This is a genomic window from Streptomyces sp. (assembly GCF_019510245.1).
Classification (GTDB): domain Bacteria; phylum Actinomycetota; class Actinomycetes; order Streptomycetales; family Streptomycetaceae; genus Streptomyces.
This window is the reverse complement of the sequence record NZ_JAEKKT010000131.1, coordinates 57,432-81,931: the sequence shown is the minus strand read 5'-3', so window position 1 is coordinate 81,931 and position 24,500 is coordinate 57,432. Positions and strand designations below refer to the sequence as shown.

Genomic DNA, 24,500 nt, shown 5'->3' with positions numbered 1-24,500 from the left:
GGACCCAGGTCCGAGCCGCCGATGCCGATGTTGACGACGTTCTTGATGCGCTTGCCGGTGTGGCCGGTCCACTCGCCGGAGCGGACGCGGGAAGCGAAGTCGCCCATCTTGTCGAGCACGGCGTGCACGGCCGGGACGACGTTCACCCCGTCGACCTCGACGACCGCGTCACGCGGAGCGCGCAGCGCGGTGTGCAGGACCGCCCGCCGCTCGGTGATGTTGATCTTCTCGCCGCGGAACATCGCGTCCCGCAGCCCGAACACGTCGGTGGCGGCGGCCAGTTCCCGGAGCAGGGCGAGCGTCTCGTCCGTGATCAGGTGCTTGCTGTAGTCGATGTGCAGGTCGCCGACCCGTACGACGTACCGCTCGGCCCGCTCCGGGTCGGCCGCGAACAGCTCACGCAGGACGGGCTGTCCTTCGGCCCGGTGGTCCGCCAGGGCGGTCCATTCGGGCCGCCGGGTGAGCTCGGGGGTGTCAGGCATGGGAGACGGTCTCCTTGGTGCCCTCGCCTCGCAGGGCGATGGCGTACATCTCGTCGGCGTCGAGGCGGCGCAGTTCCTCGGCGATGAGTTCGGAGGTGGGGCGGACCTTCAGGGCGAGGGTGCGCGGCGGCTGGCCCGGCAGGGTCAGGCTGGCCAGCGGGCCTTCGGGGCGGTCGATGACGATCTCGCCGGAGGCGGTGCCGAGCCGTACCTTCGTGACGACCGGGCCGGGGGAGACCACGCGGTCCACCTTGACCCTGAGGCGCGCCTCCAGCCAGCGGGCGAGGAGTTCGGCGCTGGGGTTGTCCGCCTCGGCCTCGACGGCCGCCGAGGTCACGTCGACCCGGGCCTGGTCGAGGGCGGCGGCCAGCATGGACCGCCACAGGGTGAGCCGGGTCCACGCGAGGTCGGTGTCGCCGGGCGCGTAGTTGCGGGCGCGGGTCTCCAGGACCTGCATCGGCCGCTCGACCGCGTACAGGTCGGTGATCCGGCGCTGGGCGAGCGCGCCCAGCGGGTCCTTGGACGGGGTGTCGGGGGCCTCCACCGGCCACCACACGACCACCGGGGCGTCCGGCAGCAGCAGCGGCAGGACGACGGAGTCGGCGTGGTCGGAGACCTCGCCGTACGTGCGCAGGACGACCGTCTCGCCGGTGCCGGCCTCGGAACCGACCCGTACCTCGGCGTCCAGACGGGACGTGGTGCGGTCGCGCAGGGTCCGGGCGTGCCGCTTGATGACGACCAGGGTGCGCGAGGGGTGCTCGTGCGAGGCCTCCTCGGCCGCCTTGATCGAGTCGTAGGCGTTCTCCTCGTCCGTGACGATCACCATCGTCAGGACCATGCCCACGGCAGGGGTTCCGATGGCGCGGCGACCCTGCACCAACGCCTTGTTGATCTTGCTTGCCGTGGTGTCCGTCAGGTCGATCTTCATGGCCTGCGCCAGCTCCGTCCGTCTCGTGCGAGCATCTCGTCGGCTTCCTGCGGTCCCCAGCTGCCCGACTCGTACTGTGCGGGCTTACCATGCTTTGCCCAGTACGTCTCGATCGGGTCGAGGATCTTCCAGGACTCTTCCACTTCCTGGTGACGAGGGAACAAATTGGCGTCGCCGAGCAGCACGTCCAGGATGAGCCGCTCGTACGCCTCCGGGCTGGACTCCGTGAACGACTCGCCGTATGCGAAGTCCATCGTCACGTCCCGGATCTCCATCGAGGTGCCCGGCACCTTGGAGCCGAACCGGACGGTCATGCCCTCGTCGGGCTGGACGCGGATGACGATCGCGTTGGCGCCGAGCTCCTCGGTGGCCGTGGAGTCGAAGGGGGAGTGCGGGGCCCGCTTGAAGACCACCGCGATCTCGGTGACCCGGCGCCCGAGCCGCTTGCCGGTGCGCAGGTAGAAGGGGACGCCCGCCCAGCGGCGGTTGTCGATGCCGAGCTTGACGGCCGCGTAGGTGTCGGTCTTCGACTTCGGGTCGATACCGTCCTCCTGGAGGTAGCCGATCACCTTCTCGCCGCCCTGCCAGCCCTCGGCGTACTGGCCGCGCACGGTGTGCCGGCCCAGGTCCTCCGGCAGCCGCACCGACTTCAGGACCTTCAGCTTCTCGGTGAGCAGCGCGTCCGCGTCGAACGCGATCGGCTCCTCCATCGCGGTCAGGGCCATCAGCTGGAGCAGGTGGTTCTGGATGACGTCACGGGCCGAACCGATGCCGTCGTAGTAGCCCGCCCGGCCGCCGATGCCGATGTCCTCGGCCATGGTGATCTGCACGTGGTCGACGTACGACCGGTTCCAGATCGGCTCGTACATCTGGTTGGCGAAGCGCAGCGCCAGGATGTTCTGGACGGTCTCCTTGCCCAGGTAGTGGTCGATGCGGAACACCTGGTCGGGATCGAACACGTCGTGGACGACCGCGTTCAGGTCCTGCGCCGACGCCAGGTCGTGGCCGAACGGCTTCTCGATGACCGCCCGCCGCCAGGCCCCGGCCGGCGGGGTCGCCAGACCGACCTTCTTCAGCTGCTGGACGACCTTCGGGAAGAACTTCGGCGGCACGGAGAGGTAGAACGCGAAGTTGCCGCCGGTGCCCCGGGAGCTGTCCAGCTCGTCGACGGCCGCCTTGAGCTGCTTGAACGCGGTGTCGTCGTCGAAGTCGCCGGGGATGAACCGCATGCCCTCGGCGAGCTGCTGCCAGACCTCCTCCTGGAAGGGGGTACGGGCGTGCTCGCGCACCGCGTCGTGGACGACCTGCGCGAAGTCCTGGTCCTCCCAGTCCCGGCGGGCGAAGCCGACGAGGGAGAAGCCCGGCGGCAGCAGGCCGCGGTTGGCCAGGTCGTAGACGGCCGGCATCAGCTTCTTGCGGGACAGGTCACCGGTCACCCCGAAGATGACCAGGCCCGACGGGCCCGCGACCCGCGGCAGCCGCCGGTCGCGCGCGTCGCGCAGCGGGTTGTCCCAGTCGGCGGCGGGCACCACCGGCACCCGCACCTCCTTGGCGGTCTCGCTCATTACGCCTCAACTCCCTTGCTGTCCAGGGACTTCGTGACGGCGTCCAGCAGCTCCTGCCAGGCCACCTCGAACTTGGCGACGCCCTCGTCCTCCAGCTTGCCCACGACCTCGTCGTAGGAGATGCCGAGCCGCTCCACCGCCTCCAGGTCGGCGCGGGCCTGCGCGTAGCCGCCGGTCACCGTGTCGCCGTGGATGTCACCGTGGTCGGCGGTCGCGTTCAGCGTCGCCTCCGGCATGGTGTTGACGGTGCCGGGGGCCACCAGCTCGTCGACGTAGAGGGTGTCCTTGTACGCCGGGTCCTTGACGCCGGTGGAGGCCCACAGCGGGCGCTGCCTGTTGGCCTTCGCGGCGGCCAGCGCGGTCCAGCGGTCGCCGGTGAAGACCTCCTCGTACGCCTCGTAGGCGAGCCGCGCGTTGGCCAGCGCCGCCCGGCCCTTCAGTGCGAGCGCCTCGTCCGTGCCGATGACCGTCAGCCGCTTGTCGATCTCGCTGTCGACGCGGGAGACGAAGAAGGAGGCCACGGAGTGGATGGCGGCGAGGTCCAGGCCCTTGGCGGCGGCCTGCTCCAGGCCGGCCAGGTAGGCGGCCATGACCTCGCGGTAGCGCTCCAGCGAGAAGATCAGCGTGACGTTGACGCTGATGCCCTCCGCGACGACCGCGGTGATCGCCGGGAGACCGGCCCGGGTCGCCGGGATCTTGATCATCACGTTGGGGCGGTCGACCAGCCAGAAGAGCTGCTTGGCCTCGGCGACGGTGGCGGCGGTGTCGTGGGCGAGGCGGGGGTCGACCTCGATGGACACCCGGCCGTCCGCGCCGTGCGACGCATCGTACGCAGGGCGCAGGATGTCGGCGGCGGCCCGCACGTCCTGCGTCGTCATCATCCGCACGGCCTCCTCGACCGTGACCCCGCGCACGGCCAGGTCGGCGAGCTGCTCCTCGTAGCCCTCGCCGGAGCCGATGGCGGCCTGGAAGATCGACGGGTTCGTGGTCACGCCCACGACGTGGCGGTTCGCGACGAGCTCGGCGAGGTTGCCGGTGCTGATCCGCTTGCGCGACAGGTCGTCCAGCCAGATCGAGACGCCCTCGTCGGAGAGGCGCTTGAGTGCTCCCGCGGTGGCGGTTGCTTCGGTCACAGTGATCATCTTCCCTTACTGAACTGTTTCTGGCTGGTGGATCAGGCGGTGCGGGCGGCGGCGAGGGACTCGCGGGCCGCGGCCGCCACGTTCTCGGCGGTGAAGCCGAACTCGGCGAACAGGGTCCTGGCGTCGGCGGAGGCACCGAAGTGCTCCAGGGAGACGATCCGTCCGGCGTCGCCGACGAAGCGGTACCAGGTCAGGCCGATCCCGGCCTCGACGGCGACCCGCGCCTTCACGGCCGGCGGCAGGACGCTCTCGCGGTACTCGCGGGGCTGCTCCTCGAACCACTCCACGGACGGCATCGACACCACCCGGGTGCCGATCCCCTCGGCCTCCAGGAGGTCGCGGGCCCCGACGGCGAGGTGCACCTCGGAACCGGTGGCGATCAGGACCACCTCCGGGGTCTCGGTCGACGACTCGCGCAGCACATAGCCGCCCTTGGCCGCGTCCGGGTTCGGCGCGTACGTCGGCACGCCCTGGCGGGTCAGCGCGAGCCCGTGCGGGGCCGGGTGCGTGGCGTGCCTCTTCAGGATCTCGGCCCAGGCCGTCGCGGTCTCGTTGGCGTCGGCCGGGCGGACGACGTTCAGGCCCGGGATGGCGCGCAGCGCGGCCAGGTGCTCGACCGGCTGGTGGGTCGGGCCGTCCTCGCCGAGACCGATCGAGTCGTGGGTCCAGACGTACGTCACGGGCAGCTGCATCAGGGCCGACATACGGACGGCGTTGCGCATGTAGTCGGAGAACACCAGGAAGGTGCCGCCGTAGATCCGGGTGTTGCCGTGCAGGGCGATGCCGTTCATCTCGGCGGCCATCGAGAACTCACGGATGCCGAAGTGCACGGTACGGCCGTACGGGTTCGCCTCGGGCAGCGCGTTGCCCTTCGGCAGGAAGGAGGACGTCTTGTCGATGGTGGTGTTGTTGGAGCCCGCGAGGTCGGCGGAGCCGCCCCACAGCTCGGGCAGCACCGGGCCGAGCGCCTGGAGGACCTTGCCGGAGGCGGCGCGGGTGGCGACGGCCTTGCCCTCCTCGAACACGGGGATCGACGACTCCCAGCCCTCGGGGAGCTGACCGGCCACGACCCGGTCGAAGAGCCGGGCGTGCTCCTCGTTCCGTCCGCGCCATTCGGTGATGCGCTTGTCCCAGGCCGCGTGGGCCTCGGCCCCCCGGTCCAGGGCCCGGCGGGTGTGGGCCAGGACGTCGGCGTCGACCTGGAAGCTCTGCTCGGGGTCGAAACCGAGGACGCGCTTGGTGGCGGCGACCTCGTCGGCGCCGAGCGCGGAGCCGTGGGCGGCCTCGGTGTTCCGTGCGTTCGGGGCGGGCCAGGCGATGATCGTCCGCATCGCGATGATGGACGGCCGCCCGGTCTCGGCCTGCGCCGCCTTCAGGGCCGCGTACAGCGCGTGGACGTCGACGTCGCCCTCGGCGGTCGGTTCGATGCGCTGGGTGTGCCAGCCGTAGGCCTCGTACCGCTTGAGAACGTCCTCGGAGAACGCGGTCGCGGTGTCGCCCTCGATGGAGATGTGGTTGTCGTCGTAGACGAAGACCAGGTTGCCGAGCTTCTGATGGCCGGCCAGCGAGGAGGCCTCGGCGGAGACGCCCTCCTCCAGGTCGCCGTCGGAGACGATCGCCCAGACGGTGTGGTCGAAGGGGGAGGTGCCCTCGGGGGCCTCCGGGTCGAACAGGCCGCGCTCGTAGCGGGCGGCCATCGCCATGCCCACGGCGTTGGCGACGCCCTGGCCGAGCGGGCCGGTGGTGGTCTCGACGCCGGCCGTGTGGCCGTACTCCGGGTGGCCCGGCGTCTTCGAGCCGTGCGTCCGGAAGGCCTTCAGGTCCGCCAGTTCCAGCTCGTACCCGGCGAGGAACAGCTGGGTGTAGAGGGTGAGCGAGGTGTGCCCGGGGGAGAGGACGAAACGGTCCCGGCCGGTCCACTCGGGGTCGGCCGGGTCGTGGCGCATCACCTTCTGAAAGATCGTGTACGCCGCCGGGGCCAGGCTCATCGCGGTGCCGGGGTGCCCGTTGCCGACCTGCTGAACCGCGTCCGCGGCGAGGAGGCGCGCCGTGTCCACGGCACGCCGGTCGAGGTCGGTCCACTCGAAGCCGTCGTCGAAGCCCACTGATGTCTGCGTGCTCATCTTCAAGAAGTCCTCGTTCGAAGCGTTCTGGCTGGCCTGACGTGTTCAAAAGTAAAAGTCTGACTTTTGGGAGGGAAGGTCGGTGTGTGTCAGCCTGTGGTGAAAGTGGGACACGGATCTTCGACAGGGACGGCACGAGAAGGACATGGCGGACAGAACGCCCAACGGGGCAGGCGACGGTGACGGAATCAGAACCTTCCCCTTCCCGGTGGATCTGAGCGTCGGCGGCGTCGGCATCCAGGTCGGCCCGATGGGGACCGGACGCCGGTGGCACGCCGACGCCCCGCTGGAGCGCGTCCACCGCATCGACTTCCACGTCGTCATGCTCTTCAGCGAGGGCCCGGTCCGCCACATGATCGACTTCGCCGAGCACGAGGCCCGGGCCGGCGACCTGCTCTGGATCCGTCCGGGCCAGGTGCACCGCTTCTCGCGGACCTGCGAGTACCGCGGAACCGTCCTGACCATGCAGCCCGGCTTCCTGCCGCGAGCCACCGTCGAGGCGACCGGCCTCTACCGCTACGACCTGCCGCCCCTGCTCCGGCCGGACGCCCCCCGGCTCGCCGCGCTCCAGGCGTCGCTCGCCCACCTGCAACGCGAGTACGAGGACACCGAGACCCTCCCCCTGAGCCTGCACACCTCGGTGCTGCGGCACTCCCTGACGGCGTTTCTCCTGCGCCTCGCCCACCTCGCGGCCAGTTCGGCGGAGGCGGCCCGCCGCCAGGCCGACACCACCTTCACCCTCTTCCGGGACGCGGTGGAGAAGGGCTTCGCCGCCAACCACAGCGTCAGCGCCTATGCGGACGCCCTCGGTTACTCCCGCCGCACCCTGGTCCGCGCGGTCCGCGCGGCGACCGGCGAGACCCCGAAGGGCTTCATCGACAAGCGGGTCGTCCTGGAGGCCAAACGCCTCCTCGCCCACACCGACCTCCCGATCGGCCGGGTCGGCGCGGCGGTCGGCTTCCCGGACGCGGCGAACTTCTCCAAGTTCTTCCAGCTGCACACCGGTCAGACCCCGGTGGCGTTCCGGGCGGAGCTGCGCTGACACGGCGACGGCGCCGGAAGGGGCGGTCCCCTCCGGCGCCGTGTGCCCGACTCCCTGTCAGTGACCGAAGTCGAACCAGTTCAGGTTCACGAAGTCCGCCGGCTGGCCGCTGCTGAAGGTCAGGTAGACGTCGTGGGTGCCCGTCACCGAGCTGATGTTGGCCGGGACCGTCGTCCAGGTCTGCCAGCCGCCGGTGCCGGCGACCGAGAAGCTGCCGATGGGCGAGTTGGAGGGACTGTCGAGCCGGACCTGGACCAGGCCGCTCACCCCGGAGGCCGCGCCGCTCGCCACTCTGGCGTAGAACTGGGTGGCCGCCGTGGAGCCGAAGTCGACGCCCTTGTAGAGCGCCCAGTCGCCGTTGGCGACGTACCCGATGTCCTGGCCGCCGCCGGTGTCGGTGGTGGTCTCGGCGGTGACGCCGGACTGGCTGTCGTAGGACTCGGCCTGGATGGCGCTGTAGGCGTCACGGTTGCCGGTGGGCGGAGTCGTGGTACCGCTCCCACTGGACTGCAGGACCTGGACGTAGTCGACGACCATCGGGTGGCCGGACTCGGTGGCGCTGGTCGGGCCGCCGCCGAACGCGCCCGGGAAGCCGCCGCCCATCGCCACGTTCAGGATCACGAAGAAGCCGTGGTTCGTGGCGTTGGCCCAGGTGGTGGCGTCGACCTGGGCGGCCGTCACCGTCTGGTAGTTGACGCCGTCGACGTAGAAGCGGATCGCCTCGGGGCTCACCGAGCGGTCCCACTCCATCGTGTAGGTGTGGAAGCCCGCCTGGCAGGTGGTGTTGGGACAGGCGGTCGAATTGCCCAGGCCCGTCGTCTCGTTGCAGGGGCCGCCAGGATTGGTGCCGCAGTGCATGGTCGCCCAGACCTTGTCCAGGCCCTGCACGTTCTCCATGATGTCCAGCTCGCCGACGCTCGGCCAGTTCTGGTAGTTGCCCCGGTAGGGCGCGCCCAGCATCCAGAACGCGGGCCAGTAGCCGTAGGCGGCCGTACCGGTGACGTTCGGCATCTGGAGGCGGGCCTCGACGCGCAGCTTGCCGCCGGCCGGGGGCTGGAAGTCGGTGCGCGTGGTCTCGATCCGGCCCGACGTCCAGTTGCCGGCCGCGTCCCGGACCGGCGTGATCTTCAGGTTGCCGCTGCCGTCCAGGGCGACGTTGGTGGTGGACGACGTCATCGTCTCGACCTCGCCGGTGCCCCAGTTGGCGGCGCCTCCGGGGTACGAGGTCCCGGTGTCGTACTGCCAGTTGGAGGTGTTGACGCCGGTGCCGGCCGTGCCGTTGAAGTCGTCGAGGAAGACCTGGCTCCAGCCGGACGGGACGGAGGGGGCCGAGGCGTCGGCGGGCAGGGCGGCGGTCGCGGCGGCCGCGACCGCCAGGCCCATGGTGGCGAGCGCTGCGAGGAGGGCACGGCGGAAGGAGCGCCGCCGTCTGTGGTCCGCGGGGGGTATGCCGGAGGTTTCGCTCATGGGGATGCCTCTCGGGTACGGAGCGGGGGTGCGCGGGTGTGCCTTCGAGAGCGCCAGGAATGGCTGAGACCGGGTTGAGAGCGCTCTCAAAGTGGGCCCAATGTGCTCTCCGTGCCTGTGACCGTCAAGAGTTAAAACAAAGAATCTCCTTGTTTCTCACGGGAGTTCACTCTGTGAAGCCGGCCGCGCGCTAGACCGCGCTGCCTGCCTTCCAGTCCGCCCAGGACAGGTTCCAGCCGTTGAGGCCGTTGGAGGCCTCGACGGTCTGCTCGCCGGAGTTCTTGACGATCACCACGTCGCCGATCATCGAGCTCTCGTAGAACTTGTAGCCGGCGACCGAGGAGTCGCTCGCACCCTTGGCGTCGTGCAGGCCGACACAGCCGTGGCTGGTGTTCTCGTGGCCGAAGACCGAGGTGGACGCCCAGTAGTTGCCGTGCACGAAAGTGCCGGAGGTGGTCAGCCGCTGTGCATGGGGGACGTCGGAGATGTCGTACTCGTCGCCGAGGCCGACCGTGGAGGACTCCATCCGGGTCTGCTTGAACCGCTCGCTGATCACCATGATCCCGGACCAGGTGGTGTGCTGGGCGTTGCCGCCGGAGACCGGGTAGGTGGCGTAGGTGGCGCCGTCCCGCTTCACGACCATCCGCTTGGCGGACAGGTCGACGGTGCTGATCTGCTCGCGGCCGATGTGGAAGGTGACGTCCTTGGACTGCACGCCGTAGACGCCGTCCTGGCCCTCGACGTCCTTCAGCCTGAGACTCAGTGTGATCTTGGTGCCCTTGGCCCAGTACGTCTCCGGGCGGAAGTCGAGGCGGGTGTCGCTGAACCAGTGGCCGACGATCTCCACCGCCGGCTCGGCGGTCACGGTGATCGCCTTCTGGACCGCGGCCCGGTCCTTGACCGCGTGCGTGAAGTTGATCGACACGGGCATGCCGACACCGGACGTGGAGTCCGCCTCGGGCGTGAAGTAGCCGACGAACGTCTCGCCGGGGGACTTGGTGGTGAAGGTCGCCACCGTCTCGTCGGTCGCGCCCTGAGCCTTCGCGGTCACCGTGTACTTCGTGCCCGAGTACGGGTTCTTCGCCGAGGTCCACTTCGTCTTCGCGTCGTTGAAGCTGCCCGACAGCGTCGATCCGTCGTTGCCCGCGACGGTCACCGAGGCCAGCGTGCCGTCGGTCACCGTGACCTCGACGGGGGTGGTGAACTCGGCCTTCCTGGTGCCCGACACGGGCGTGACCGTGATCGTCGCCTTCTTGGTCGCGGACTGCGCGGAAGCGGTCGCGCCCTTCCCGTCCGTCGAGGCCGAGGCGTCGGTGGAGGAACTGCATCCGGCCAGCGCGGCCCCCGCGGGCACCGCGCCGAGAGCGGCCAGGATCCCGCGCCGGGACCACTTCCCCGACTGCCGTCCGGACCCGTTCGATATGTGCTGGACGCCCACGCCACGCCTTCCTGACTTGCCCGTCTGTGTCAGGGCATCCTGCGCCGGTTGTATGGGTGGTTCCTTTGAATCACGGGGCTGCGCGCTGAGATTCCGATGAGGAGCGGGGAGGCCGTCCTGCGCGGGCACGCCCAATCCCCTGCGCACCGGGGCGAGTCTGCACCTGGTACCGGTTTCGGCCGTTACGGCCCCCCTGGCGGGCGACTGCCCGTGCCCCGCACGGGGGCGCCCGAACCGGCACCCGTGTGACCGCGGCCCGGCCCTGTCTGTGATCACTCTGACGTCGTCGAGGGGGAACCGCCGAGCCCGGGATTCCCTCTCACCCGGTACCACCGACCGGCCCACCCCGCTCACCGACCTGCTGTCCACCTTCGCCGCCCTCGCCGGCGCGCCCGCCCCCGCGGACGTCGACGGCCTCTCCGTCGCCCCGCTCCTGCGCGGCTCGGCCGACACCGCCCGCCACGACAGCCTGTACTTCCACCGCAACCACCACGGCGTCACCGCCCGCCAGAACGCCGCCGACCACGGCCGCGGCGACCGGCTCGCCGAAGCCCTGCGCCACGGCGACCTCAAGGCGATCCGGTTCGCGCGCGGCCAGAGCCGCCGCGCCCCGGACGACCAGTGGGACGTGGAGCTGTACGACCTCGCCCGGGACCCCGGCGAGGAGCACGACCTGGCCGCCGCCCGGCCCGCTCGGGCGGACGCGCTGGTGAAGCTGATGCACGCGTCATGGGCGCCGGCCTACCCGCGCAGGCCGTTCGGCGTGAGCGTCGAAGTCACCGGCCGGGGCACGGACTTCACGGTCACCGCCACGCTCGCCAACGGCTCCGCGCGCCCCTGGGGGGCCGCCCGGCTCACCCTCGACACCCCGAGCGGCTGGACCGCCCACGCCCGGGAGGCCGCCACCGCGCATCGCCTGGACCCCGGCGAACACCTCACCGCGCACGGGCGCGTCACCCGCCCCCGGGTCGCCACCGCCACGACCCTCACCTGCCACGGCACGGCCCACCACGGGGACGACGAGGTGACCTGCACGGCGACGGCGGCGGTCACCTGACCAGGGCCGGCCGCTCGCCGCGCACCCGCGCCGGCACCGCCCACCACTGGTCCGGGCGGTCCACGACCGCGGCGTCCGGACCGGTGTCGAGGTACCGGGCGAGGCGCAGCAGGTAGGCCGCGATGCCCGCCGCGCCCTGCATCCATGAGGTGCCCGGCGGCAGCAGTGGGGTCTCGATGCGGTACTCCACGAAGCGCCAGCGGGCCCCGTCCCCGTCCCTGACCGCCCGCTCGACCAGCGCGTCGCCCATCCGGAGCGCGGCCTCCACCAGCCGGGCCGCCGCCGGCGTGCCCGCGAGGTCCTGGGCCGCGTCGAGGACGATGTCCCCGACGCCCGCCGTCCCGCAGCAGCGGCCGTCGTTGTCCCAGAACCCCGGGCGCAGCCGCTCCGGGAGCCCCGAGGCGAGGGTCGAGGTCAGGCAGCGCTGCCACAGCTCCCCGACGCCGTGCCCCGCGACCTCGGTGACGCCCGCGTGGGCGAGCGCGGTGAACAGGTGCGAGGTGCCCGCCGGACCGTGGCACCAGGTGTACGTCACCGGTTCCACCTCCCGCTTCGACGGCGGGATCGTGTGCGGGACGACGAAGCCGCCGTCCGCGAGCGAGCCCATGGACAGCACATGGCGGGCCGCGTCCACGGCGGCCGCGACGAAGTCCTCACGCCGTACCGCCGCGCCCGCCACCGCCAGGGCGGCGCCCACCCCGGCGGCGCCGTGCGAGTAGTTCGGGCACCGCGACTCCATGGTCGGCGAGATCCCCCAGTCCAGGCCGGCCTCGGTGCGGTCCGCCATCCGCAGCAGGGCTTCGCCGCCGGTCGTCGCGATCTGCTCCGCGTACGCGCCGCCCGCCCAGACCGCCGTCATGACCACGCCCGCGACGCCCATGATGATGTCGCTGAGGGGAGCGTCGGAGTCCGGCACGAAGCCGGTGGTGGTCCGCCAGCCCTCGGGCGTCGCGAGCTCGGCCAGCCGCCGCATCACGACCGCCTCGCTGCCCGGGGCGAGCAGCCGCAGCGCCGTGGCATGGCCCGCCAGGCCGAGGTAGAGCGAGGGTTCGGTCACGACGGGTGCCTGCGCCGACAGGCGGCCGACGATCCCGGCCGCCAGGCCCTGTTCCGGCCCGCTCAGGGTCCGGTAGCGGGCGATCTCCGCCAGCACCGGGGCCAGGCCCGCGATGCCGGCGTACAGCGAGTCCCGGTCCTCGTCGGGCGCGAGCACCCCGGGGTCGTCCTCCGGTACCGACTCCGGGAGCCACGGACCCTCGTCCTCCCGTACCTGCCCCAGCACCCACGCCCAGGCGGCCTCGCCCAGCTCCCGGTACACCTCGCTCGCCGTCACCCGCACACGCTACACGGCCGGGCCCGTCGTCCGGTCCGGCTGCCAGCCCAGCGCCCGGGATATCCCGCGGGCCGCCAGCCGCACCGCCGGGACCAGCACCGGTACCTGGGCGTCGGCCTCGGGCACCACCACCGAGACGGCCGCCACCACCTGCCCCGTCGCCCCGCGCACCGGAGCCGCCACCGACAGCGCGTCGTCGGTGACCTGACGGCTGCTCACCGCGGCACCGGTACGCCGCACTTCGGCCAGCGAGCGGCGCAGCCGGGCCGGGTCCGTGACGGTGTACGGCGTGAAGGACGTCAACGGGCCCGCGCAGTAGTCCTGCTGGAAGCCGGGCGGCTCGTGCGCGAGCAGGGCGAGTCCCACCCCGGTCGCGTGCAGCGGCCAGCGGGCGCCCACACGGATGTGCACCCCCACCGCCGAACGCCCCGACAGCCACTCGATGTAGACGACGTCCGACCCGTCCCGCACCGCCAGCTGCACGTTCTCGTGCGTCGCCTCGTACAGGTCCTCCAGGTAGGGCAGCGCGACCTGCCGCAACGCGAGACCGCGCGGCGCCAGCGCGGCAAGCTCCCAGAGCCGCAGTCCCACGTGGTAGAAGCCTTCCGCGTCCCGTTCCAGCGCGCCCCACGCGGTGAGCGCGCCGACCAGGCGGTGCGCGGTGGTGAGGCTGAGCCCGGCCCGGCGGCTGATGTCCGTCAGGCTCAGCGCCGGATGCCCGTGGTCGAAGGCGGCCAGCACCGCGAGCAGCCGGTCGGGCGCGGAGCGGGCGGCGCCGGTCATGGCCGGTCGGCGACGCGCAGCAGCAGGGCGTGGAGGGTCGCCCGCTCGGCGGGGTCCAGCGGGCCGAGCAGCTCGTTCGTCACCCGCTGGCCGGCCTCGTCGGTGTCCCGCAGGAACGACCGGCCGGTCTCGGTGAGCACCACGATCCGGCTGCGGCGGTCGTCGGGGGAGGGGCGCCGCTCGGCGAAACCCAGCTTCTCCAGGTCGTCGACCAGGCCGACGATCGCGCTCGGGTCGTAGCCGAGCCGGGCGCTCAGCTCCCGCTGGAGCGAGCCCTCCGAGCCGGCGAGGAAACGCAGCACCGCGTAGTGGCGCAGCCGCAGCCCCGACTCCTGCAGGAACGTGTTGAAGACCTGCCCGGAACGCAGGCCCAGGCGGTACAGCAGGTAGCCCGTGTCCGCGTGCAGCCCGCGCATCCACGGCTCGTCCGCGTCGATCGAGGTCGGGTTCTCGGTGTGCTGGCGGGTGATGGTGGTCTCCCTGGTCCGGGCCCCGGCGGCGGGGCGGTCTGTCGCACGGATTCCAGCATGAGGCACCCGTGGGACGACAACAACTATTGACGACAACAATTATTGCTCTTAGCTTCGATCTCGAAAGCCGCAGGTGGCCTCAGGGGGCCGCCGCCGTCGTCTGTGAAGGGACCCGACCGTGCCCACCATCGATCTCACCGGCAAGGCCGCCGTCGTCACCGGAAGCGGCCGGGGCCTCGGCCTCGCCTATGCCCACGCCCTCGCCGCCCACGGCGCCTCGGTGGTCGTCAACGACGTGGACGAGACCGTCGCCGAGCAGGCCGTGAAGTCCATCACCGCGGCGGGCGGCACCGCCGTCGCCGAGGTGGTCCCGGTCGGCACCGCGGAGGCCGCGGACCGGCTGGTGAACAGGGCGGTCCAGGAGTTCGGCCGCCTCGACGTCCTGGTCACCAACGCGGGCATCCTGCGCGACAAGGTGCTGTGGAAGATGACCGACGACGACTTCGACGCGGTCGTCACCACCCACCTCAAGGGCACCTTCACCTGCGCCCGCGCCGCAGCCGTCCGGATGCGCGAACAGGGCGAGGGCGGCACCCTGATCCTGGTCGGCTCCCCGGCCGGCCAGCGCGGCAACTTCGGACAGACCAACTACGCCGCCGCCAAGGCCGGCATCGCCGCCATGGCCCGCACCTGGTCGATGGAGCTGGGCCGGGCGGGCATCACCGTCAACGCGATCGTCCCGGTGGCCGCCACCGCGATGACCGAGACCATCCCCGCCTTCGCGCCGTACATCGAGGCCATGAGGAACGGCGAACCGCTCCCGGGCTTCCTGCGCAAGGGCGAGGGCTTCGGCACCCCCGAGGACTGCGCGGCCCTCGTCCCCTTCCTGGCCTCCGAGGCCGCCCGCTCGATCACCGGCCAGGCCATCGGCATCGGCGGGGACAAGGTGGCACTCTGGTCGCATCCGCAGGAGATCAGGACGGCCTACGCCGACGGCGGCTGGACCCCGGACACCCTGGCCGAGGCCTTCCCCACCTCGGTGGGCGCCGAACTCCAGACGGTCGGCATCCCGGCGCCCAAGCTCCCGGAGGCGTGATGGACATCGCATCCCTGACGGCGATCGACGTGCACACGCACGCCGAGGTCTCCTCCAAGGGTCACGCCTCCCTCGACGACGACCTGCACGACGCCTCCGCCGCCTACTTCAAGGTCGAGGGCAACCGGAAACCGACCATCGAGGAGACCGCCGCCTACTACCGGGAACGGAACATGGCCGCCGTGATCTTCACGGTGGACGCCGAGTCCGCCACCGGCACCGCGCCCGTCCCCAACGAGGAGGTCGCCGAGGCCGCCGCGGCCAACTCCGACGTCCTGATCCCCTTCGCCTCCGTCGACCCCTTCCGGGGCAGGGCCGGCATCAGGCAGGCCCGCCGCCTGGTCGAGGAGTACGGGGTGAAGGGCTTCAAGTTCCACCCCAGCATCCAGGGCTTCTTCCCGAACGACCGCGCGGTGGCCTACGGCCTCTACGAGGTGATCGAGGAGACCGGCACCATCGCCCTCTTCCACACCGGCCAGACCGGCATCGGTGCCGGCGTCCCGGGCGGCGGCGGCATCCGGCTGAAGTACTCGAACCCGCTGCACGTGGACGACGTGGCGGCCGACTTCCCGCACCTGAAGATCATCCTGGCGCACCCGTCCTTCCCCTGGCAGGACGAGGCCCTCGCCGTCGCCACCCACAAGCCGGGCGTCCACATCGACCTGTCCGGCTGGTCGCCCAAGTACTTCCCGCCGCAGCTCGTGCAGTACGCCAACACACTGCTCAGGGACAAGGTGCTGTTCGGCTCCGACTTCCCCGTCCTCACCCCCGACCGGTGGCTCGCCGACTTCGCGAAGCTGCCGATCAAGGACGAGGTCAGGCCGAAGATCCTCAAGGAGAACGCCGCCCGCCTGCTCGGGCTGACCACGTCGTAAGGGGCCGCAGATGCGCAACGAGGGACTGGGATCGTGGCCCGCACGCCGGGCCCGCAAGACCCCGCACCGCACGGCTTTGGTGTCCGGTGAGGAGAAGACCGACTACCGCACGCTGTACACCCGCACCACGCGCCTGGCGCACGCCCTGCGCGCCCGGGGCATCCGCCGCGGCGACCGCATCGCCTACCTCGGCCCCAACCACCCCGCCTACCTGGAGACCCTGTTCGCGGCCGGCACCCTCGGCGCGGTCTTCGTCCCGCTCAACACCCGCCTGGCCGCCCCCGAGATCGCCTACCAGCTCGCCGACTCCGGCGCCAAGGCCCTGCTGTACGGCCCCTCGCACGCCGGACTCGTCGCGGGACTGCCCGGCACCTCCGACGTACGGACGTACGTCGAGGTCGGCCCGGAGTACGAGGAGCTGCTGGCGGCCGCGGCCGACGACCCGGTCGACGAACCGGTCGCCCCCGACGACACCTGCATCATCATGTACACCTCGGGGACGACCGGCCGCCCCAAGGGCGCGATGCTCACGCACGCCAACCTGACCTGGAACGCCTTCAACGTCCTGGTCGACACCGACCTGATCGCCGACGAACGCGCCCTGGTCTCCGCCCCGTTGTTCCACACGGCGGGCCTGAACATGCTCACCCTGCCGGTGCTCCTGAAGGGCGGCACCTGCGTCCTGGTCGAGGCCTTCGACGCGGGGACCACCCTCGACCTGATCGAACGGCACCGGATCACCTTCATGTTCGGGGTGCCCACGATGTTCGAGCAGGTGGCCCGCCATCCGCGCTGGCCGGCCGCGGACCTCTCCTCGCTGCGCATCCTGACCTGCGGCGGCTCCCCGGTCCCGACCCCGCTGATCGCCGCGTACCAGGCGCGGGACCTGACCTTCCTCCAGGGCTACGGCATGACCGAGGCCTCGCCCGGCACCCTCTTCCTCGACGCCGAGCACGCGATCAGCAAGGCCGGCTCGGCGGGCGTACCGCACTTCTTCAGCGACGTGCGGGTGCTGCGGCCCGACCTCACCCCGGTCGACGTCGGCGAGCCCGGCGAGGTCATGGTCCGCGGCCCCCACGTCATGCCCGGCTACTGGGGGCTGCCGGAGGAGACCGCGGCCTCCTTCGCGGACGGCTGGTTCCGCAGCGGGGACGCGGCCCGGGTCGACGAGGACGGCTACGTCTTCGTCGTCGACCGGCTCAAGGACATGATCATCTCCGGCGGTGAGAACGTCTACCCCGCCGAGATCGAGGACCTGCTCCTCGCCCACCCCGGCATCGCCGAGTGCGCGGTCATCGGCGTGCCCGACGAGAAGTGGGGCGAGGTGCCGCGCGCGGTGGTCGTACCCAGGGAGGGCGCCGACCTCGACCCCGACGAGGTGCTCGCTTCCCTGTCGGGCCGGCTCGCCAAGTACAAGCTCCCCAAATCGGTGGTGCTCGCGGACGAACTCCCGCGCACCGCCTCCGGAAAACTCCTCAAGTCCCGCGTGCGCAAGCGCTACGGCACCGACTCCTGAGTAAGGACAGCCCCATGACCGTCACCGTCAACGGACTCGACGAACTGAAGAAGCTCGCGGGCAGCGACCTCGGCACCAGCGACTGGATCGAGGTCACCCAGGACCGCATCGACACCTTCGCCGACGCCACCGGCGACCACCAGTGGATCCACGTCGACCCCGAGCGGGCGGCCGCCGGCCCCTTCGGCGCCCCGATCGCCCACGGCTACCTCACCCTGTCGCTGTTCATCCCCCTGTTCACCGAGCTCCTGGACGTCCAGGGCGTCACCACGAAGGTCAACTACGGCCTGAACAAGGTGCGTTTCCCGTCCCCGGTGAAGGCCGGCTCCCGGATCCGGCTGGCCGGTCGTCTGACGGAGGTCGAGGACGTGCCGGGCGGGGTGCAGATCGCCGTCGACGGGACGATCGAGATCGAGGGCGGGACCAAGCCCGCGGCTGTGCTGCAGAGCCTTTCGCGGTTCTACGCGTAGGGCTGCGCCCGCCGTGCCGCCCCGGGGGCACGGCGGGCGCCGACAACGAGCCCCGTAAGGGGCGCCGGGGGCACCCCCGGCCGAAGGCTGGGGGAGGAACTGCGCGACCAGCCCCCGCCGGCCCGCAGCCGAACGGGGCGCTCAGCTCAGGTCGGCTCAGTTCACCACGTCCACGAAGATCGGATTCGAGTAGAACCACGTGTCCGCCCATGGGTCGCCGTCGCCCGGCGCGTGCGGGACCGGGCCGTGCGGGTCGATCGCAGCGCCCAGGTAGCCCGTTCCGTTGCGCTTGCCGTCGCTGCCGCGCAGCCGGACGTAGAACGACTCGTCGCCCGCGGTGACCGGGATGCGCAGGGTGTAGGTGCCCTTGCGGCCCGACACGTCCTTCGACTGCACGACCCTGGTGTCCGGGGCCTGCCAGCTGTCGCGGTCGGCGACCGGGCCGCGTACCGCGCCCCGGACGACGTCCACGTGCGCCAACTGGGGCAGGATGCCGTGCGGGTTCACCCGGGACGCGCTCGTCACCGTCACGTTCAGGGTGATCCGCTCGCCCTTGCGGACGCGCAGCCGGCCACCCAGCGTGACACCGGCGCCGTGGTCGCAGTCCCGCTTCAGCCGGACGTCGAGGCCGTCCAGCAGGTGCCCGTGATCCAGCCAGACCCGGCCGGCGCGCAGGCCCGCCATCACCGCACGGTAGCCGTACCGGGTGACGCCGACGTGGGTCCGGCTGAACTCGCCGGGCCAGAAGTCGCTGCCGGGCTGCGTGGTGTCGGTGTTCACCGGGTCGGGCAGCCTGCCGGTGTTGTCGAAGTTCTGCCCCGGCAGCCAGTCGCCGTTCTTCCAGGTGTCGAAGACCGTGCGGTGGTTGTCGGAGTTGGTGGTGATCGTGAAGAGCCTGCCCTCGGAGAGCATCGCGTCCCACAGGCCGCCGACCGTCGCCGTCGCCCAGTCGAAGCCGCCGTACGTCACGTACGCGCCCGTCGGGAAGCCCGCCCAGGACTGTGCCGACGGGCTGTTCTGGTACTCGCCGCGGATCGCCGTCCCGCTGCCCCAGCCGGGGATCGCGGCACCCTGGGCGCCGGGAGCGCCCTCCATGCCGATCATGATCTCGGCGGCCGCGTCCCGCCAGTTGCGCATCTCGTGCGGGGAGTCGATGCCGAGCCGCAGCGGGTGGTTGGCGAGGACGAGGACGTCGTCGACGTAGCCGGTGCGGCGCTGCTCGGCCAGCCACCGGATGGCCTTGACTGCGTGCGCCTCGTTGCGGGCGGTGTCGGCCGCACCCGCCGAACCCTCGGTGTAGCCCAGGAGCTTGCCGTCGTAGGCCAGCTCGAACTGCGTGAGCAGGTCGGTCTCGTGCGGTCCTGGCGCGGCGAACACCGTGCAGTGCTCGGCGGCCGGGATGTACCACTCCAGGCCCTGGAAGATCAGCTGGCGCGGGTTCTCGGCACGCGCCTTGAGGATCTCCGCGTGCTCCAGCTTCGCGCCGTAGTAGGCGTGCCCGAAGTTGGAGTGCTCGTTGAACACCATCCAGTCCAGGCCGTACGTCGCGGCGGCCCGGGCCTGCTGGGAGAACGTGTACTTGGCGTCGTGGCTGTACACGGAGTGCACGTGGTGGTCGCCGACCAGGTAGGCGAGACGGGGGTCCTCCCCGCCCAGGCCCCGGCCGGACGCCGCGAACGCCGGGGTCGCCGCCGACCCGAGCGCGAACGCGGCGCCGAACAGCCCCGTGCGGCGCAGGAGTCCGCGCCTGGACATGCCCTGGGCGTCGAGGTCGGCGGGGGAGACGGCAGGGTCGGCCCAGGCGGGCAGCTGCTGCTCGGTCATGAAGATGATCCTCGTAACGGGGGTCAGTGGGTCATGAAGGAGGAGACGGGCAGTGCCCGCGAGACGATCCGGACGTCGCCGAGGCGGCCGTGGAGGATCTGGTCGATCTTGTCGGCGTAGGTGTAGCCGCCGAGCAGCCAGGGCTCGCCGACCGAGGTGATGCCCGTCGCGGAGGCCTTCGGGTTGCGCACCACCGGGCAGCCGTCGACATACAGGGTCGTGTGCCTGCCGTCGTTGACGACGGCGAGATGGGTCCAGGTCTTCAGGGGCGTCTCCTGGCCCCAGTTGGTGGCGATGCCCTCCTGGTTGAGCGGGCGCATCGCCCACTGCGGTTCGCGGTCGTTGGACAGCGACAGCGTGGCCAGCGGCTCGTCCGGGTCGTCGGCGGTCTTGCCGGCGGCTCCGCCGGTGCCCCGGCGGCTGACGACACCGGCCCACGCGTTGTGGTCGGGGTCCCAGTCGGCGGGCAGCCGGAAGAACGCCTCGATGGTGTAACCGTCCTTGAACGTCGCCGAGTTGAGCGGCGCGCCACCGACCGTCTGGAGGTAGGCGCCCTTCAGCGGCGACTTGTACCCGGTGAACTCCAGGCTGCCGTGGCCCGGCTGGTCCGGGTGGTGGTCCGCCGACCAGCCGAGCGTGCCGCCGCCCACCGAGACCACGGTGAGGTCGTTGCCGTTGCCGGACAGGTCACGGACCGTGCCGGAGACCGCCGAGTCGAACCGCCAGTAGGCGGCCGTGCCCCGGACCAGCAGCTGCGAGGCAGGCCGCGCCGGGCGGACCGGCACCGGGTCGAAGCCCTCGAAGCGTGCCGCGAAGTCGATGTCGACGGAGAAGCGGTCCGCGTCGCCGCTCAGCTCCATCTCCTGCCGCTCCAGCTCGTTCAGGTCCTTCTTGGCCCGGCCGAGGATCCACGGCGAGACCGTCTCCACGTCGATGACGTCGCGGTCCAGGTCGAAGTGGTAGAGGCGGATCATCGCCGCACCGCCGAAGTACCGGTTCTGGTAGTTCGTCAGGTGCAGGTGCACGTCGTTGCCGGCCGCGTTCTTGCGGGTGGCCCGGCGGGCCGGCCAGTAGTGGCCGTTGAGGGTGAGGAAGATCTGGTCGTGCTCGTCGACCAGCCGGTCCCACAGCTGCTGCCCGTACGACGACAACTCGTCGTCGTCCACGACCAGTTCGTGGGTGGTGAGGATGACGGGCGCCTTCGGGTGCGCGGCGATGACGTCCTTCGCCCAGGCGTACCCCTTGGCCGACAGCCGCCAGTCCAGCGCCAGCACGAGCCACTCGCGCCCGGCCGCCCGGAACAGGTGGTAGGTGTTGTAACCGTCCGCGGAGGCCCCGCCGAACGTCGGCTTGTCCTCGAAGCGCTGCGGGCCGAAGGCGTCCAGGTACGGCGTGGCACCGCGCTGGTCGTCCGTGGACGACCTGATGTCGTGGTTGCCGGCCAGCACGCTGTAGCCGACCCCGCGCCGGTCGAGGATCCCGAACGCCTTGCTGATCGCGGCGAACTCCTCAGCCGCCCCGTTCTGGGTGAGATCGCCGAGGTGGGACAGGAAGACGATGTTCTCGTCGGACTCGCCGCCGTGTTCGAGGAGGTAGCGCAGCGACGCCTCGATGGGCGCCGGGTTGATGCTCGGTCCGTCGAAGAGGTACTGGGTGTCGGGCATCACCGCGAGGGTGAAGCGTCGGCTCTCCGGGTCGGGCCGCCGGCCGGAGGACGCCTCGGCGGCGGTGGGCAGCGCCACCCCGGCGGTGGCGGCGGCGCCGAGCAGCGCGGTCGCGCGGAGGAAACTGCGGCGTCCGGCTCCGGCCTGCGCGGCCTCGCCCTGAGGGTGGTCATGCGAAGTACACACGTGTGCTCCGTGGGTAAGCAGAAGTGACGGCGAAGGGCGTGGGGGGATCTCGGAAGGCGGATCTCGGCGGACGGGTCTCAGAGCACGCGCAGCGTCCAGCTCCAGCGGTGGACGCCCGGTGCGACGAGGTAGGAGGGGAAGGTGTCGGGACCGCACGATGCCGTACCGAGGCCCCGGTGTGCGGCGTCGATGTGGACCACGCAGCCGGCCCGCGGCACGAGTTCGTCGTGGTGCGTGACGGCGGTGAGGTCCTCGGCGCGGTAGCGGCTGACGGAGACCTGGCGGGGCCCGTCCAGCTCGACCGCGACCCCGGTGGCGTCCGGAGCCGACAGCGTGAACCGCCGTACGCCGTGCCGGCCGCCGCTCTCCTGGGGCCGCAGGTACGGGGTGAACAACTCGTCCACGGGAACCGAGTGGTGGCCGACCGGGGCTCCGGCGGCACGGTCGGGGTACGACTCCCAGGGACCCTGACCGAACCACTCCAGCAGGTCGAACCCGCCCACCGTCTCGAAGACCGAGCCGACCCGGGCCACGTCCGCGAACTCCTCGGGCAGCTCGGCCGACTCCTCGACCCGGACCCCGCCCTCGACCGGCGTGAACTCCTGCCGGTGCCGTACGACCCCGACCGTGCCGGCGTACTCCGCGAGCACGGTCACCCGGGCGCCGTCGCGTCGCACCGAGACCACCTTGCGCACCAGCTGGTCCAGGCCCCAGGCGCGCCAGCGCAGCGCCATCCCGCCCAGCTCGTCGTTGTCGGTGGGCGCCCGCCACAGCGACAGCGCCGGGGCGGCCGTCAGCAGCGGGTGGACCAGCAGCCCCTCGCCGTCCACCTCGACGGCGGGCCCCGCCGGTACCGGCGGCCCGAGCGGGTCCGCCGCCCGGATCCGGATCTGCGGCGCGCAGATCTCCGTACCGGCCGGTGCCCACGGCTGGTCCTCGGCGACCGTCACCCGCAGCGTCAGCCACGCCTCGCCGCCGTCCGCCGGCACCTCGAACGGCAGCGGCACGGCCGCCGTCTCGCCGGGGCACAGCTCGGGCAGCTCGGCCGGCCCGGTCAGGGTACGGCCGTCGGCCAGCGCCAGCTCCCAGGTGCCGGCCAGCCAGTCGAAGCCCCGGAAGTGCTGGTGGTTGGCGAGGACGATGCCCTCGTGCCGGAAGCACCGGATGCGCACCGGCGCCGCGATCTCCCGGTGCTCGTACATCGCGGGCTTGGGGGTGCGGTCGGGGAAGACGATCCCGTCCGCGACGAAGGCCCCGTCGTGCACGGCCTCGCCGAAGTCGCCGCCGTACGCCCAGCGGTGGCCGGGCGCGGCGACACCGTTGTCGTACAGTCCGGCGCCCGCGCGCCCGACCGGTCTTCCGTCGCTCACCCGCTGGAGAATTCCGTGGTCCCAGAACTCCCAGATGAACCCGCCCTGAAGCCCCGGAGTGGACTCGATGGCGGCCCAGTGGTCGGCCAGCGTGCCGTTGCTGTTGCCCATGGCGTGCGAGTACTCGCACTGGATCAGGGGCTTGGTCTGCTCACCGGACAGGGCGTGGGCGACACAGTCCTCCAGCGGCGCGTACATCGGGCAGGCGATGTCGGAGGCCACGTCCGGGTCGGCCCAGCCGCGCTTGGCCGCCCCCTCGTACTGGATCGGCCGGGTCGCGTCGTGCCGTCGCACCCAGCCGGCCGCCGCGTCGTGGTTGGCGCCGTAGTCGGACTCGTTGCCCAGCGACCAGATGATGACCGAGGGGTGGTTCTTGTCGCGCAGCACCATCCGGGAGACCCGGTCGACGAAGGCGTTGAGGTAGCGCGGGTCGTCGGCGATCTCGTGGGCGTGGTCGTGGGACTCGATGTCCGCCTCGTCGACGACGTAGAAGCCGAGTTCGTCGGCGAGGTCGTACAGGGCCGGGTCGTTCGGGTAGTGCGAGGTGCGGATCGCGTTGAACCCGCACCGCTTCAGCACCACCAGGTCGGCGCGCACGTCGTCGTACGACACCGTCCGCCCGGTGAGGGGGTGGAAGTCGTGCCGGTTGACGCCCCGGATGAACACCCGTTCGCCGTTGACGAGCAGGTCCCGGCCGACGATCTCGACGTCCCGGAAGCCGATGCGGTGGTACGACGTGTCGGCGACCGTGCCGTCCGCGCGGTGCAGCCGCACGGTCAGCCCGTACAGCTCGGGCTGCTCCGCGTTCCAGGTGCGCACGTCGGGCACGGTGGCGCGGATGCGGGCCTCGCCGAGGAAGTCGGAGACCCGGTCGTCCTCGGTGTTGATCCGGTCGAACTCGGCGTCCTGCGCGAGCGGCTTGCCGTCGAGGTCCCCGGTGACGTACCAGCCGGCGGGCAGCGCCCGGTCGACGGCCGCGTTGCGCACCTGGCAGTCCACGCGCAGCTCGCCGTCCCGCCGCGCCCGCACGGTCACGTCCGCGAGCCGGAACGGGTCGGTGGTGTAGAGCAGTACCGAGCGGGTGATCCCGCCGTGCCACCAGTGGTCCTGGTCCTCGATGTGCGAGGCGTCCGACCACTTGACGACCGTGAGCCTGAGGACCGACCGCGCGCCGGGGCGGACGGCGTCGGTCAGGTCGAACTCGGCGGCCAGGTGCGAGTCCTTGGACACGCCCACCGGCAGCCCGTCGACGTGCACGAGCAGCACGCTCTCGGCGGCGCCGACCTGGAGCACGATCCGGCGCCCGGCCCACTCGGCGGGCACGTCCAGCTCGCGCTCGTAGACCCCCGTCGGGTTGGCGGCGGGGGAGCCGGGCGGGAACTCGCGGAACGGCATGGTGACGTTCGTGTACTGCGGCAGGTCGTCGGTGCCCTGCACGGTCCAGGCGCCCGGGACGTGGGCCGTGGACCAGGAGCCGCCGACCGGCGCGTCCGGAGCCGGCAGCAACTGGAAACGCCAGTCGCCGTCCAGGGGGAGTACTCCGGTGCGCCGGTCGACGGCGTTCATGGGGAGCCGCCCCCAGGAGGTCACCTCGGGGGCTTCCCAGGGGCGGAGGGCGATCAGGGGATCGGCGGGCCGGGCCCCGGGGATCGACGGACCGTTCATCGGC

Annotated in this window: 18 protein-coding genes and 1 pseudogene; 6 read left to right on the top strand and 13 right to left on the bottom strand. The window is 71.7% G+C overall.

What is annotated here, in order from left to right; all coding sequences use genetic code 11:
• The 5 genes and pseudogenes from JF597_RS17470 to tkt form a co-directional block, all read right to left on the bottom strand.
• Window positions 1-482, bottom strand: a pseudogene (locus JF597_RS17470) (glucose-6-phosphate isomerase); the annotation flags it as partial.
• Complete coding sequence (gene opcA, locus JF597_RS17465; protein WP_293995478.1) at window positions 475-1,410, bottom strand: glucose-6-phosphate dehydrogenase assembly protein OpcA; 936 nt, start codon at window positions 1,408-1,410, stop codon at window positions 475-477. The pseudogene JF597_RS17470 and the gene opcA, both read right to left, overlap by 8 nt.
• Complete coding sequence (gene zwf / locus JF597_RS17460) at window positions 1,407-2,975, bottom strand: glucose-6-phosphate dehydrogenase (protein ID WP_293995475.1); 1,569 nt, start codon at window positions 2,973-2,975, stop codon at window positions 1,407-1,409. The genes opcA and zwf overlap by 4 nt, the downstream gene beginning before the upstream one ends.
• The gene (gene tal / locus JF597_RS17455; RefSeq protein ID WP_293995472.1) at window positions 2,975-4,117 is read right to left on the bottom strand and encodes a transaldolase; all 1,143 of its coding nucleotides are present in this window, start codon (window positions 4,115-4,117) and stop codon (window positions 2,975-2,977) included. Before tal ends, zwf begins: the two co-directional genes overlap by 1 nt.
• Window positions 4,118-4,149: 32 nt before the next feature.
• Window positions 4,150-6,240, bottom strand: a complete 2,091-nt coding sequence (gene tkt, locus JF597_RS17450) for a transketolase (protein WP_293995470.1) — start codon at window positions 6,238-6,240, stop codon at window positions 4,150-4,152.
• Window positions 6,241-6,385: 145 nt separating this feature from the next.
• Between tkt and JF597_RS17445 the strand changes: the two genes are divergently transcribed.
• Window positions 6,386-7,282, top strand: coding sequence for an AraC family transcriptional regulator (locus JF597_RS17445; RefSeq protein WP_293995467.1), 897 nt, complete (start codon window positions 6,386-6,388; stop codon window positions 7,280-7,282).
• 57 nt (window positions 7,283-7,339) lie between these two features.
• Here JF597_RS17445 and JF597_RS17440 read toward each other — a convergent pair whose 3' ends face one another.
• Window positions 7,340-8,749, bottom strand: a complete 1,410-nt coding sequence (locus JF597_RS17440) for a glycoside hydrolase family 16 protein (RefSeq protein ID WP_293995464.1) — start codon at window positions 8,747-8,749, stop codon at window positions 7,340-7,342.
• A gap of 190 nt (window positions 8,750-8,939) precedes the next feature.
• Window positions 8,940-10,187, bottom strand: a complete 1,248-nt coding sequence (locus JF597_RS17435) for an Ig-like domain-containing protein (protein ID WP_293995461.1) — start codon at window positions 10,185-10,187, stop codon at window positions 8,940-8,942.
• Between the two features lie 268 nt (window positions 10,188-10,455).
• Between JF597_RS17435 and JF597_RS17430 the strand changes: the two genes are divergently transcribed.
• Window positions 10,456-11,244 carry an NEW3 domain-containing protein gene (locus tag JF597_RS17430; RefSeq protein WP_293995458.1) on the top strand — a complete coding sequence of 263 codons (789 nt, stop codon included), beginning with the start codon at window positions 10,456-10,458 and terminating at the stop codon, window positions 11,242-11,244.
• On the opposite strand, the gene JF597_RS17425 is transcribed toward JF597_RS17430, so the two are convergent.
• From JF597_RS17425 to JF597_RS17415, 3 genes are read right to left on the bottom strand one after another with little or no spacing between them, the layout of a single operon-like run.
• On the bottom strand, window positions 11,237-12,577 hold the full coding sequence (locus JF597_RS17425) for a lanthionine synthetase LanC family protein (protein ID WP_293995456.1): 1,341 nt from the start codon (window positions 12,575-12,577) through the stop codon (window positions 11,237-11,239). The genes JF597_RS17430 and JF597_RS17425 overlap by 8 nt on opposite strands.
• 9 nt (window positions 12,578-12,586) lie before the next feature.
• On the bottom strand, window positions 12,587-13,360 hold the full coding sequence (locus tag JF597_RS17420; RefSeq protein WP_293995453.1) for an IclR family transcriptional regulator: 774 nt from the start codon (window positions 13,358-13,360) through the stop codon (window positions 12,587-12,589).
• Window positions 13,357-13,776, bottom strand: coding sequence for a MarR family transcriptional regulator (locus tag JF597_RS17415; RefSeq protein ID WP_293995503.1), 420 nt, complete (start codon window positions 13,774-13,776; stop codon window positions 13,357-13,359). The genes JF597_RS17420 and JF597_RS17415 overlap by 4 nt, the downstream gene beginning before the upstream one ends.
• A gap of 232 nt (window positions 13,777-14,008) precedes the next feature.
• On the opposite strand from JF597_RS17415, the gene JF597_RS17410 reads away from it, so the two are divergent.
• From JF597_RS17410 to JF597_RS17395, 4 genes are read left to right on the top strand one after another with little or no spacing between them, the layout of a single operon-like run.
• Entirely contained in the window at window positions 14,009-14,926 is a 918-nt protein-coding gene (locus tag JF597_RS17410) for an SDR family oxidoreductase (RefSeq protein ID WP_293995450.1), read from the top strand.
• Complete coding sequence (locus JF597_RS17405) at window positions 14,926-15,801, top strand: amidohydrolase family protein (RefSeq protein WP_293995447.1); 876 nt, start codon at window positions 14,926-14,928, stop codon at window positions 15,799-15,801. Before JF597_RS17410 ends, JF597_RS17405 begins: the two co-directional genes overlap by 1 nt.
• A 10-nt stretch (window positions 15,802-15,811) precedes the next feature.
• Window positions 15,812-17,317, top strand: coding sequence for a long-chain fatty acid--CoA ligase (locus JF597_RS17400; protein ID WP_293995444.1), 1,506 nt, complete (start codon window positions 15,812-15,814; stop codon window positions 17,315-17,317).
• 14 nt (window positions 17,318-17,331) lie between these two features.
• Complete coding sequence (locus JF597_RS17395) at window positions 17,332-17,787, top strand: MaoC family dehydratase (RefSeq protein WP_293995441.1); 456 nt, start codon at window positions 17,332-17,334, stop codon at window positions 17,785-17,787.
• Between the two features lie 156 nt (window positions 17,788-17,943).
• On the opposite strand, the gene JF597_RS17390 is transcribed toward JF597_RS17395, so the two are convergent.
• The 3 genes from JF597_RS17390 to JF597_RS17380 all read right to left on the bottom strand — a co-directional run bounded on the left by JF597_RS17390 (window position 17,944) and on the right by JF597_RS17380 (window position 24,496).
• Window positions 17,944-19,611 (bottom strand): histidinol-phosphatase, encoded by a 1,668-nt coding sequence (locus JF597_RS17390; protein WP_293995438.1) that lies wholly within the window; start codon window positions 19,609-19,611, stop codon window positions 17,944-17,946.
• Window positions 19,612-19,634: 23 nt separating this feature from the next.
• Window positions 19,635-21,461, bottom strand: a complete 1,827-nt coding sequence (locus JF597_RS17385) for a LamG-like jellyroll fold domain-containing protein (RefSeq protein WP_293995435.1) — start codon at window positions 21,459-21,461, stop codon at window positions 19,635-19,637.
• A 77-nt stretch (window positions 21,462-21,538) separates the two neighbouring features.
• Window positions 21,539-24,496, bottom strand: coding sequence for a glycoside hydrolase family 2 TIM barrel-domain containing protein (locus JF597_RS17380; RefSeq protein WP_293995432.1), 2,958 nt, complete (start codon window positions 24,494-24,496; stop codon window positions 21,539-21,541).
• Window positions 24,497-24,500: the final 4 nt, after the last annotated feature.